10 protein-coding genes are annotated in these 12411 nt (G+C 67.0%); 5 read left to right on the forward strand and 5 right to left on the reverse strand.

The features are described from left to right. Positions 1-3: 3 nt before the first annotated feature. From gspL to AC1DPF_RS00240, 5 genes are read left to right on the forward strand one after another with little or no spacing between them, the layout of a single operon-like run. The gene (gene gspL, locus AC1DPF_RS00220; RefSeq protein ID WP_477959104.1) at positions 4-1086 is read left to right on the forward strand and encodes a type II secretion system protein GspL; all 1083 of its coding nucleotides are present in this window, start codon (positions 4-6) and stop codon (positions 1084-1086) included. Then, positions 1083-1553, forward strand: a complete 471-nt coding sequence (gspM, locus tag AC1DPF_RS00225; RefSeq protein ID WP_477959106.1) for a type II secretion system protein GspM — start codon at positions 1083-1085, stop codon at positions 1551-1553. The genes gspL and gspM overlap by 4 nt, the downstream gene beginning before the upstream one ends. A gap of 14 nt (positions 1554-1567) precedes the next feature. Continuing rightward, positions 1568-2272 carry a type II secretion system protein N gene (gspN, locus tag AC1DPF_RS00230; protein WP_477866584.1) on the forward strand — a complete coding sequence of 235 codons (705 nt, stop codon included), beginning with the start codon at positions 1568-1570 and terminating at the stop codon, positions 2270-2272. 43 nt (positions 2273-2315) lie between these two features. Beyond that, positions 2316-4370 carry a protein-disulfide reductase DsbD family protein gene (locus tag AC1DPF_RS00235; protein ID WP_477959108.1) on the forward strand — a complete coding sequence of 685 codons (2055 nt, stop codon included), beginning with the start codon at positions 2316-2318 and terminating at the stop codon, positions 4368-4370. 7 nt (positions 4371-4377) lie between these two features. After that, positions 4378-4548, forward strand: coding sequence for a DUF1289 domain-containing protein (locus tag AC1DPF_RS00240; RefSeq protein WP_477866580.1), 171 nt, complete (start codon positions 4378-4380; stop codon positions 4546-4548). On the opposite strand, the gene AC1DPF_RS00245 is transcribed toward AC1DPF_RS00240, so the two are convergent. The 5 genes from AC1DPF_RS00245 to AC1DPF_RS00265 are packed head-to-tail and all read right to left on the reverse strand — an operon-like array spanning position 4535 to position 12357. Continuing rightward, on the reverse strand, positions 4535-6088 hold the full coding sequence (locus AC1DPF_RS00245; protein WP_477959110.1) for an alkaline phosphatase D family protein: 1554 nt from the start codon (positions 6086-6088) through the stop codon (positions 4535-4537). The genes AC1DPF_RS00240 and AC1DPF_RS00245 overlap by 14 nt on opposite strands. A 25-nt stretch (positions 6089-6113) precedes the next feature. Then, on the reverse strand, positions 6114-7478 hold the full coding sequence (locus AC1DPF_RS00250) for a PepSY-associated TM helix domain-containing protein (RefSeq protein WP_477959112.1): 1365 nt from the start codon (positions 7476-7478) through the stop codon (positions 6114-6116). Further along, positions 7475-9748, reverse strand: coding sequence for a TonB-dependent receptor (locus AC1DPF_RS00255; RefSeq protein ID WP_477959114.1), 2274 nt, complete (start codon positions 9746-9748; stop codon positions 7475-7477). The genes AC1DPF_RS00250 and AC1DPF_RS00255 overlap by 4 nt, the downstream gene beginning before the upstream one ends. Before the next feature lie 47 nt (positions 9749-9795). Further along, positions 9796-10194: a DUF2946 family protein gene (locus AC1DPF_RS00260; RefSeq protein WP_477866574.1), complete on the reverse strand. Its 399-nt coding sequence runs from the start codon at positions 10192-10194 to the stop codon at positions 9796-9798. 57 nt (positions 10195-10251) lie between these two features. Further along, positions 10252-12357 (reverse strand): TonB-dependent receptor, encoded by a 2106-nt coding sequence (locus AC1DPF_RS00265; RefSeq protein WP_477959117.1) that lies wholly within the window; start codon positions 12355-12357, stop codon positions 10252-10254. Between the last annotated feature and the right edge of the window lie 54 nt (positions 12358-12411).

Consider the following 12411-nt stretch of genomic DNA (forward strand, 5'->3'; position numbering starts at 1 on the left):
CAGATGCGCGCGCTGCTGCTCTTTGCCGAGGATGAGGTTGGCGCGATCGAGGGCTGGTTCCGGCTCGTCGACGACCGCGTCGTCGCGCGCGGATCGCAGATCGACGTCCTGCCGCCGCGCGAGGAGGGCGAGCGCCTGTTCCTGCTGCTGGCCGGCAGCGAGGTGACGATGCGCTGGCTCGCCCTGCCGATGCTCACCGAAGCACAGGCGCTCGCTGCCGCCCGCCTGGCGATTGCCGACGACAGCCTCGGGCCTATCGATGCGCTCCATGTCGTGCTCGGGCGCGTTCATGGCGGCCATCGCCTCGTCGCCGCCATTGCGCATGAGCGAATCGCTGCGTGGCTCGACTGGGCAGCGAGCCTCGGCATCGATCCCGATCATATCGTGCCGCTTCCCTTGCTGATCGCGCATGGCGAGGGACCCGCGCGGGCCTGGGCCCGCCCGCGCCGCACGCTGGTGCGTGGCGCGTTCCAGGCCTTTGCGGCCGAGCCCGAGCTGGCGGAGGTGCTGCTCGGCGATGCGACGATCGAGGCGATCGATGATGCCCGCTTCGAGGCGGAACTGCCGGCTGCCCTGCTGGCGCTACCGCTCGACCTGCGCCAGGGCACTTGGCGGCGGCGGCAGGCGTGGCGCGTCGATGGCCAGTGGCGGCGGCGTATGCTGCGCTACACCGTGGCCGCAGCGATCCTGTTCGTGCTGATCCCGGTTGCGCGCCTCGGCCGGCTCGCCTGGGATGCCTATCGGATGCATGGCGAGGCGGCGGAGGTCGCGCAATCGGCCTTGGGATCGCGGGACAAGCCGGATGATCCCCGCGCAGCGCTCCAGCACAGGCTCGAGGAACTGCAGGGGCCCGGCATGGGCTTCGTCGCGGGATCGGCCGTGCTGTTCGGCGCGGTGCGGCAGACGCCCAATGTCGAGCTTGCCGACCTGACCTTCGGAGAAGACGGGACGCTGCTCGCCAGCGTCCGCTCGACCAGCGGCGCCGACCTGGCCGAGCTGGTGCGGCGGATCGGCTCCAGCGGGTTGGCCGTCGAGACCAGCGGCAACGGGCAGGGGACCAGCAGCATCCGGGTGTGGCAGCCATGATCGAGCGGCTGCAGGCATGGTGGCGGCAGCGAAGTTCTCGCGAACGCCGGCTGCTGGCGGTACTGGCGGTGATCGCCGTGCCGACGCTGCTCTGGTACGGCGTCGTCCGACCGATGGATCGCGCGCTGGAGGCGGGACAGCGTGCCCGTGACGTGGAAGCGCGCAACCTGGCCGACGTGCTGCTGATGGCAGGCAGGATCCGGGCGGCGGATCGTCCTATCCGCGACACGCGGCCGGTCGACGCGCTGATCCTGGCAGATGCCGAGCGGGCGGGCTTCACGGTTGCCAGTGTCGCGCGCGATGGCGAGGGCGCGCTGTTGACGATCGACGCGGTGCGGTCCCAGCCCTTCTTCGCCTGGGTTGCGGCGATGAAGCGCCGCCGCGGCATGATCGTGACGCGGCTAACCGCACGGCCGAATGCGGATGCGACATTGTCGATCGCGATGCGCTTCCAACGCGCGCGCTGAAGGGGGAGAGTGGGATGAAAACGATAATCTGGTTTCTGCTGGTAATCGCCGCGGGCTTTGCGGCAATTGCCTTCGTCCCGCTCAAGATCGCGGTCGACCTGCTCCAGCTTCGCCGTTTTGGGCTGGAAGCGGCGCAGATCGAGGGCAATATCTGGTCGGGCCAGCTGTTCGACGCCCATCTTGGCAAGATCGCCCTCGGCGACGTGACCAGCAAGCTGTCGCTTGCTGACATCACCAAGGGCCGGCTGCGGCTCGACATCGCCGGCACCGACGAAGTGTCCCGGCTCAAGGGGGTGTTCAGCTATGGCCTCGGCGGGGCGGGCATCGACGATTTCGACATCGGCATGCCCGTGATGGCGGGCCCGCCGCCGATCGGTGGCGTCACGCTGATCGTCGATGGGCTGAAGGCGCATTTTCCCGGCGGCGATTGCGCCGATGGCAGCGGCGAGGTGCGCGCCTATCTGTCGGGTGCGCTGCCCGCAGTCGGCCTTCCCGGCGAGATGAGCGGCCCGGCGCTTTGCCGCGATGGCAAGCTGGCCTTCGACCTGGCGAGTCCGAGCGGGCGTGAGCAGGAGCTGATCACCATCCTTGCCGCCAACCGCTACAAAATTCGTGCTTTCATCCGGCCCGCTTCGCCGCAGGTCGGCCAGTTCCTCCAGTCCAAGGGTTTCGTGCCTGCCGACGACGGTTATGCCTATGAGGAGGAGCGGACCCTCTGATCCATGGCTTCCCACCGGCCTCGGACAGGACCATAAGCCGGCCATGAACCCGATCACGATCCTGGCGCGCCTCTGCGTTGCCGTGGTGCTGCTGGCCAGCGCCGTGGGCGCGCAGGCCGCACATATCCGCGCTGCCCTGGTGGCGGAGACATCGCGGCCTGCCCCCGGCAGCCGCGTCACCATCGCCCTCAGCATGACGCCCCAGCCCGACTGGCACGGCTATTGGCTCAACCCCGGCGACGCCGGAGCGCCCACCGATATCGCCTGGACGCTGCCGCAGGGCGTGGCGGTAGGCCCGTTGCGCTATCCGGTGCCCGAGCGGCTGATCGTCCAGGGGCTGATGAACTATGTCTATGAGCGGCCTTATGCGCTGCTGATGAGCCTGACCGTGCCCAAGGGCGCAACGCCGGGCACGAAGCTGCACATTGCCGGCAAGGCGCGCTGGCTGGCCTGTTCGCCGTCGATCTGCGTGCCCGAGCAGGGGCCGGTCGCAATCGACATGGTCGTCGGCGACGGCGCCGTTACCGCTGCCGGCCGGGCGAGCTTCGATCGATGGCGCGCGAAGCTGCCGATGCCGCTCGGCCAGGCCGCAAGCTTCGAGAAGAAGGACGGCCGGATCAGGATCGCCGTGCCTTTCCCGAAGGCGCGGCCGGTCTCAAGCCCCTATTTCTACCCGGCTACGCCGGACRTCATCGACTATGCCGCCCCGCAGGCGATCAGCCGGCGCGGCGACCGGCTGATCATCGAGGTGAAAGCCAGCCAGGCCGCCGCGCCCGCTGGCCCGCTCGAGGGGGTGATCGCCATAGGCCAGGATCGCGGCCTGTCGCTGACGGCCCGGCCCGGCAATGTCCCGGCCGCGGGAACGCCTGTCGTCTCGCAGGGCGATGCCGTTCCCGAAGGCACCGGCCGCCTGTTTCTGCTCGCGCTGGGCGGGGCGCTGCTCGGCGGCCTGCTGCTCAATGCGATGCCGTGCGTGTTTCCGATCCTCAGCCTCAAGGCTTTGAGCCTCGCCCGTAGCGGCGAGACCAATCGCCACGCGCGGGCCGAGGCGCTGGCCTATACCGGCGGCGTGGTGCTGAGCTGTATCGCACTGGGGCTTCTGCTGCTCGCAGTGCGAACGGCGATGCCCGGTGCGGGTTGGGGATTCCAGCTTCAGGACCCGCGCCTCGTCATGCTGCTGCTGTTGCTGGTGACGGCGATCAGCCTCAACCTTGCCGGGCTGTTCGAGCTTGGCGCGATCGGTATCGGCGACACGATGACCCAAGGAAGCGGCGCGGTGCCGGCGTTCTGGACCGGGGTGCTCGCGGCGCTGATCGCGACACCGTGCAGCGGCCCGTTCATGGCCGGCGCGGTCGCGACGGCGCTGCTGCTGCCGCCCTTCGCGGCCGTCGCGGTTTTCGGCGGCCTTGGCCTTGGCCTCGCGATACCGTTCCTGCTGATCGGTTTCGTGCCTGCCCTGCGGCGCCTGTTGCCCCGGCCTGGCGCGTGGATGAACCGGCTGCGGCGGATATTGTCCGTGCCGATGTTCGCGACGGCGCTCGGCCTGGCATGGATATTGGGGCGGCAGGTGGGGGTCGATCATATGATATTCGGCCTCGGCGCGGCGATGCTGCTCGGGCTTGCGCTCTGGTGGGTGGGCGCGCGGCAAGCGCGCGGGCTTCGCTTCAGCTGGGTGCCGGTCCTGCCGGTCATGGCCGCAGCGGCGGCACTGACGCTGCTGACGCCGATAGGAACCGCCGCAGCACCGGCCACCCAGGCCGGGGAGGGTGGCGGTGAACCCTTCAGCGAGGCGCGGCTGTCTGCGCTGACCGGCCAGAACAAGCCGGTATTCCTCTATTTCACCGCCGACTGGTGCCTGACATGCAAAGTCAACGAGAAGGCAGCGATCGAACGCCAGGCGGTGCGCGATGACTTTGCGGCGAAGGGCATCACGGTCATGGTCGGTGACTGGACCAATGGCGATCCGGCCATCGGCCGATTCCTCGAGGCGCAGGGCCGCTCAGGCGTGCCGCTGTACCTGTTCTATCATCGCGACGGGCGTGTGGAGATGCTTCCCCAGATCCTTACGCCGGCCCTGCTGACCGGCCTCGCGGCATAGTCGGATCATGGCCGTGGCGTCGCCCTGCACGCAAGTCTGTCAGATAGAAGCGCGCAGCGGCTATTGCCGCGGATGCCTCCGCACCATCGAAGAGATCGCCGCCTGGGGCGCGGCCGACGATGGCTGGAAGCGCGCCGTTCTCGAAGGGGTGAAGGCGCGCGCGCTCAGGAAAGGCTGAGCCGGGGGCGCCCGCGCTCGATCGTGGCGGTCGCGCGGGTCGAGACGGTGCCGCCGGGTGCGGTCACCTGATCCACCACGCGGAAATGGCCCCGCCACATATCGCGGCTGAGATCGCAGATCATGTAGCCGCGCTGGTCGTTGGTGAAGGACAGGAACGGGTTGCGCGCAATCAGCCGATCGGTGCCGGCGCGCCTGTCGCTGCCATTGCCGCCGGAGGACATCGAGGTCGACACCAGTTCGACCGCCACCGCCTCCCCCCGGCCGGCATCGCGGCGCAGCTCTCCGGCGAGATTCTGATGCTCGTCGCCGGTCATCACGACGACATTGCCTAGGCCTTTCAGCCCGGCGAGCATGCGTTCGCGCGCTGCATCATAGCCGGCCCAGCTGTCCATATTGCGCAGTTCGGCGGGGCCGTCGTCGATGCGGCGATCGAGCGGCATCATCATGACCTGCTGGGCGATCAGATTCCAGCAGTTGTCCTTTTCGCGCAGCGCTTTCGCCAGCCAGGCTTCCTGCCCGGTCCCGAGCACCGTCCTGTCCGGCCTGGCCACATCCGGGCAGACCGGTTCGAAACTGCCCGTGCAGGGCAGGGGGCTGCGATATTGGCGAGTATCGAGGAAATGCACGTCGAGCAGGTCGCCATAGAGCGCCCGGCGATAGAGCTGCATCGTGCCGCCGGCCGGCATCGAGGCCCTGCGCAACGGCATATGTTCGTAGTAGGCCTGCATCGCCGCCGCCCGGCGCAGCGCGAACAGCGCGGGATCCTTCTGGAAGGGGCTGACGCCGCCGGTCCAGTTGTCGACGACCTCGTGATCGTCGAAGGTCACGAACCAGGGGGCCGCGAGATGGGCACTCTGCAGGTCCGGGTCCATCTTGTACTGGGCGTAGCGCCGCCGATAGTCGCCGATGGTGTAGCATTCGCTGCCGACATGATCGCGGACATGGATGCGCGGCGATCCGTCGCGCTCGTAATTCACCTGCCGCGCGCGATCCTCGTAGATATAGTCGCCATAGTGCCAGATGAAGGCGACATCCTCCCGCGCGAGATGGGCGTAGGCGGTGTACAGCCCGTCCTCATAATGCTGGCAGCCGGCCACGCCGAAGCGGAGGCTGTCGAGCTGCTTGCCGGGGAGCGGAGTCGTCCGCGTTCGCCCGAGCTGGGTCTTCTCCCGGCCGACCATGAAGCGGTACCAATAGGGCCGGTCTGGATCGAGCCCGGATATCTCGACATGCACCGAATGGCCGAGCTCGGGCCAGGCCGTGGCGACCCCCTTCTGGACGACCCGCTTCATGCCGGGATCATCGAAGACCATCCAGTCGACATCGACCGGGGCGGTGGGCATGCCACCATGATCGTCGAGTGGATCGGGACAGAGTCGGGTCCACAGCACGAACCCGTCGGGGCCTGGATCGCCCGAGGCGACGCCCAGCCGGAAGGGAAAGGCGGTGAACAGCTGCTGCGCGCGCAGGATGGCGGGCGCAGCGAGAAGGGCCGTCGCGGCACCGGCCAGGACGTTGCGGCGGGAAATCATCGTCATGGCCTGCGCCTCCAGCGTTGCAGCCTTATGACGCGGGCGTCCGCACGGCGGCAAGGCCGAGCCAGCGGGCGACGGCGCGGCTCCGGCGGAAAACCAGCCGTTCCAGCGACAGCACGCCCGCCAGGGTCGCGCCGAACATCGGGAAGAACAACGCGAGCAGCAGGATTGCGCCGATCAGCAAAGGCCCGAAACGCGGCCGGCCGAGCGGAATCGGCGCGCCGAGCAGCCCCTGCGGTCGCCGGCGCCACCACATCACCGCGCCGGTGACGGCCGTCACCAACAGGCCGATCGCCGCCAGCAGGCCGAGCAACTGGTTCCCCAGCCCGAACAGCTGGCCTTCGTGCGCAGCGGTGCCATAGCCGACAAGCTGGTCGATCCAGTGCCGCTCGGAGAAGTCTTTCCGGCCCACGATGGTGCCGCTGACCCCATCGACGGTGAGATTCACGCGAAGCGGCCGGTTGGCGCTGTCCGACTTGGCGGTCCACAGGCCATCGCTGCCAGCGGGCGGCGCGATCAGCACCGGCCCGGCCAGGCGAAGCGGTGCGACATTGGCGATGATCCGATCCAGCGGCGCATAGTCGATGCGCGGATGGGCCATCGTCATTCCCATATGCTCGGCATGGTCGCCCATCATCTGGGCGGTGCCCGAACCAGCCCCGCCGCGCGAAGATGTCGACCAATCCTGCGGCCCATCGGTCGCGCCGGTGATCGCCCGGACTTCCTTGAGATAGCCGCCCCAGGCATTGGCCCATGGCAGGCCGGTGAGGATCAGCAGCAGTGCCAGCCCCGAGATCCAGATCGCGGTCACCGCGTGCAGGTCGCGCCAGAACGCACGCCCACCGAGCCGGAGACGCGGCCACAGCACGCCGGCCAGCCCCTTCGCACCGCGTGGCCACCAGAGATAAACGCCAGTCAGGATCATCATGATCGCCCAGCAGGCGGCCGTCTCTACGACCCAGCTGCCGGTATCGCCGATCATCAGCTCGCCGTGCAGCCGGAACACCCAGCGCATCAGCCGGTCCTGTTCCCGGACATTCTTCAGGATCGCCAGCGTCTGCGGGTGGACATAGACCCGGCTTTCCCCGCCGGCCTTGCCGACGATGACCTGGACTGCCTGGCGCGGCGTCTCGGGAAGCTGATATCGATGGAGCACCGATCCCGGCACCGCGTCGACCGCCGCACGAGCGATCCGGGCGGCGCTCATCCTTGGCCCGGCCGTTGCGACATCGGCAAAGGGACGGTCGATCAACGCCTCGATCTGCGGCCTCCAAAGATAGATGGATCCGGTAACGGACAGCCATATTATCAGTGGGATACAGAAGATGGCTGCGTAGAAATGCCAACGCCATACGGCGTTGTACCAGCGGCTCCCGGCCTGTTCCACGCTCACAGGACCCAGCCGGCCTCGATCACGAAGGTTCGTTGCGGATAAGGGTGGAAGACCCAGGCCTTGTCGTTGGTAAGGTTGTTGACCCCCGCCGAGATGCGCAGCCCGTCGGCAATGCGGTGGTTGATCTTCGCATCGACCTGAAACAGCTCCGACGTGTAGCCATAGGTATCGCCGCGCTGGAGCCCGTCGATATCGCTATTGGGTCGCGACGCATAGCGCGCGCCGAGCGACAGATCGGTTGCATGATCGAGCCGGTAGCTGAGATCGCCGCTCAATCGCCAGCGCGGGATGCGCGGGAACTGTACGCCTTCCGACGCAGGATCGGCACGATTCTTGACCGTGACCGCATCGATCCAGGCGGCGTTGGCGTCGATGTCGAGGCCATTGAACGGCCAGTCATGGGTCTCGACGATAAGCTCGGCGCCATATTGGCGGGTGACGTCGATATTCTTGAACGTCAGGCTCGAGACGCCGTTCGCGTTGAAGCCCAGATAGTTGAAGATCCCATTCTTCACCCGTTGGTAGAAGATGCTGCCCGTGATCGTGACCGGCCCGAGCGCATGACGCAGCAACAAATTGGCGTCACGGCTCCGTTCCGGTTTAAGATTCGGATCGAAGCTGTTGGTATTGAAAGATCCATCGCCGTTGGGCGTCCCCTGAAAAAGCTCGCCGACGGTTGGGAAGCGGGTGGCAGTGGCGAGGCTGAGTTCGGTCGCCCAGCCGGGCGCGAAAGCCCAGCGTCCCGACAGCTTCGGATCGACGCTATGATCGCGGCGCGGCGCGTAGCGCGTTGCGCTGCTGCGACTGATCAGGCCGCCGTCATAGGCCCGCCAGAAGTCGGCGCGGATACCGGGCGTGACGGTCAATCCCTCGCCAAGGCTGATCTCGTCTTCCGCGAACAGGCCGATCAGCCGGCTTTTGCCGAGCGTCCGATAGAAGAAGGTGCGTCCGGTCGCCTCACGCCAGCGCGCGGTCGCATAGTTCGCCTGGTCGGTGCGATAGCGGTTGGTGTTGACCCCGAAGGCTATGGCATGGCCGCCGATCGTCCGCGATGCCGCCAGATCGAGCGTGTACCAGTCCGTCGGTCCCTGCTCGATGAGGATGCCGGGCCCATCGGCAAGCCCGGCCGCATAACCGTTGGAGCGGCGCATCGTCTGCTTGTCGAACTGCAGGGTCGACAGATTCGCGCTGACATCGAAGCCCAGCAGCGGCGCGGCGACCTTGAGCCCGCCCAGCCATTCGTTCTTGGCTGCGATCCCCTGATTGAAATTGAGGAAGGGATTAAGCGTGTAGGTGGTGCCGTTGAGCAGCACCCTGCCGCCATTGGCCGCCGATCCGTAGAAGGGGGCGCCGGCAGCGGTGCGCAAATAGGTTTTGGGATCGAGCTGGCGCTCGACATTCCACCAATAGGTGAACAGCGCCTCGACATGTACATCGCCGCTGTCGAAGCGCAGCTGGGTGCGCAGCTGGTCCTGCCGCGTATGACCGGTAGCGTAATCGCCCGCGACGGGCGTCTTGATGATGAGGTCCGGATCGACCACGCCGCCGGTGATCGGCGTCGCGGGAGCGCCGGGCGCAGCCGCGACCAGCTGATAAAATTGCTGGGGCTGCACATTATTTTCCAGCCGGCGGCCGGAGACGCGCACCGAGAGGGGGCCGTCCTTCTGCGTGATGCCGAAGCCGGCCTCGACCGAACCGCCCCACAGGCTCTCCTGCGTGCCATATTGGCGATAGGGCTGGATGAAACCCTGGACGGTGCCGAATGCTTCGGTGCGTTCGGGGGCACGGGTGGTGATGTTGATGATGCCGCCCATCGAGTTACCGGGATAACGCGCCGAATAGGGGCCATAGACCACGTCGAACTGCCGGACCTCGGATGGGCTGACCACGCCCCAGGCTGGCGGGAAGGCGAAGCTGTTGCCGAGAAAGTTGGAGATGACGAAGCCGTCGACCATCACCAGCGCCCGCGCACTCTGGGTGCTGTGGGTGCCGCGGAAACCGGGCACGGCGTTGTTGTCGCCGATGAAGCGGGTGCGCACGAAGAAGTCGGGCGCATATTTTATCAGATCTTCGACGTTCAACGCGTTGATTCGCTTGAACTGTTCGTCGCCGAGGCTCACCGAGAGGCCGCGCGGCTCGATGCTGATCGGATGGTCCTGTTGGCCGACCACCAGGATGCTGTCCGAAGGATCTTCGGCATGGACGGGGGCCGCGGCGAGCGGAACGGCGGCGAGAACCGCCCACAGGCGGTGGGAGTCGAAAGTCGACATGGAAACCTCGGAATCGTGTGGCAACAGCCGCCAGGGGCGGCGACGAGTTACGCTACGACTGGAGGCCCCCTCAGCGGTGGCCGAAGATGTGCGCTGCGCGCTTGCGGCGGCGATTGTTCGAGCCTTAGGCCCAAGGCAATGACGAACGCTATGGCTGAGCCCAGCAGGATCGGATCGGTGGCCGATGTCGCCGCCTGGTTCAGCGAAGCGAAGGCGCAAGGCTTGTCCGCCTGATCCTTGCCATGGTCCTGATGGCCAGGCTGGCCAGGCAGGGCGATGGTGACGGTCTTGCCCGACACGCCGCTGCAGAGCTCCACGGTCAGGCCGGCAGGCGAGACGCTGGTCATATAGCCCGTAGGGATAAGTGCGCGGACGGCAAGCGCCAGCACCATGATCGCCATCGCGATCACGGCATGGCGGTGCAGCATGTCGCGGGCCCCTGTCATGGGGCGGCTGTTAGACCAGGATGGTCCGCCTTTCCAGCGAAAGCTGGACCCGGGCCGCTAAAGGGAGATTCGTGTGGTGATCCGGAAATCCCGTCCCGACAGCGGCGCGAAGTCCTTGAGATAGCTCGCATGACGGCGCGCGTTCACGTCGAAGATATTGTTGGCCGACACTATCACGCTGGTGCCCCGATTGTCCGCCAGCGGCCGGAAGGTCAGCGATGCGTTGACCATGGTGAAGCCGTCGGTCGGCGTCTCGGCCGGCGCCAGCCGGCGCGCCCTGTCGGTCCATTCCACCTCGACGCGGCCATCGACGCGTTCGCTGTCGGCGCTGAGCCCGCCGAGCAGGCGGAGTGGCGGAATGCGCGGCGCCGGGCCGCTGCCTTGGATCTGGGCGTGCACATAATCGCCCAGCGCGTCCGCCTTGATCGCGACATCGCCGATGGCCGCCAGCTTCAGCGTGCCTTCGACCTCGGCGCCATAATAGCGCGCCTTGGCCTGGAAGTTGCGGAACACGGGCAGCCCGTCCCGCACCGTGCCGTCGCGGCTGTCATAGATGAAATTGTCGAACCAGTTGTAATAGAGCGAGGCGTCTAAGGTGAAGGCTGGGCCCTTGCCATGAAGCACCGCCTCGACGCCCCAGCTGCGCTCCGTCCTGAACTCGGGGTCGCCGATCTCGAACGCCTCGGTGCCGGCATGCGGGCCGTTGGCGAACATCTCTTCGGCCGATGGCGCCCGCGCCGTGCGCAGCAGATTGCCGCCGACGCGCCAGTTGGGAGCGAGGCCATAGGACGCGCCGATCGAGCCGGACACCGTCTCGAAGCTGCGGCGGCCGCTGAAGAATTGCGATTGATCCTCGAACGGGTTGGCCGACAGCCAGCTTTTCTCATAGCGCGCGCCAGCCTCGATCTTGAGCTTGCCATAATCGAGCTGCTGCAGCGTGAAGAGGCCGATCTGCTGGGTCTGGTTGCGCGGCAGAAAGGCTTCGTCGCCGACGACGTTGAAATCGCGGGTGAAGAATTGCGCTCCCGAAGCGCCGTGCCAGACGCCACGGCCGGCCTGGATCAGTTCGATGCGACCCTCGAAGCCATGATTGTAGAAGGCGGTGCCGACCGAACCGTCCTCCTCGAGTTCGAAGTGGCGATATTGAGCGTAAGCCACCCGGGCGCGGATCGTCTCGATCACCGATCCGCCCGTGGCGACCTCGGCGCGCGCGTCGAGGCGGTTCTGGACGAGGTCGATTCGCGGCGCTTCCTGGCCTTGGCCGGGCAAGGTCGCATAGCGGATCGGCACGCCATAGACGCTGTCATAATGGCTGTAGGACAAGCCATAATGACTGTCGCCGTCGACATAGGCCAGGCCGCCACCCGCCACCCAGGTCTTGGCGCTGCTGTTCGGAAGCTTGCCCCTGACGGCGGCGTTGGCGGCGAAGTCGATCGGCTCCGCGGCATCCGGATCGGCCGGCAGCTGCGCGCTGGCCAGCGCCTCGGCACGCGCCCGTGCGGCCAGGGCATGCCCGCCGATGCGCATGTCGCCGGTCTTCAGATAGCTGCCATCGAGATGGGCGACGAAGCCATGGCCGATCGGCGTATCGATCGCGACGCCGCCCGATCGTTCGTTGGCGGCGCTGCCATAGCTGGCAATGGCATCGACATGGATCGTCTCGTCGGGAATCGCGCGCGGGATCCGCTTGTCGATGACATTCACCACGCCGCCGATCGCGGCCGAGCCGTAGAGCAGTGCTTCCGGGCCCCGCAGCACCTCGATGCGCTCGGCGAGGAGCGGGTTGATGACGACGGCATGATCGACGCTGGTGTTCGAAACGTCGACCGAGCCGATGCCGTCGGTCAGCACCCGGACCCGCTCGCCCTGCAGGCCACGCAGGATCGGCCGCGACGCGTTGGGGCCGAAGGAGGTGGCCGAGACGCCGGGTGTCCGCTCCAGCGTCTCGCCGATGGTGGGCCGCAATGCGTTGGTCAGCTGCGCGCCGGTCAATACCGAGGTGCCGGCGAGCACGTCCATCCGATCGCGCTTCACAGCGGCGGTTACGATGATGTTGGCTGGATCGGGCTTGTGGAAATCCGCATCTTCTTCGGCGCGGGCAGCGGTGGCGGCGGCGATGCCGATGAGGGCGAAGGAGAGGATCTGAACTGGCGACCGTGTCATGCTATATCATCCCTGGCCTGTCGCGCCGGTCGGTAGAGGTGATGATATGTTATA

It is taken from the genome of Rhizorhabdus sp. P4_G6, from assembly GCF_056401045.1.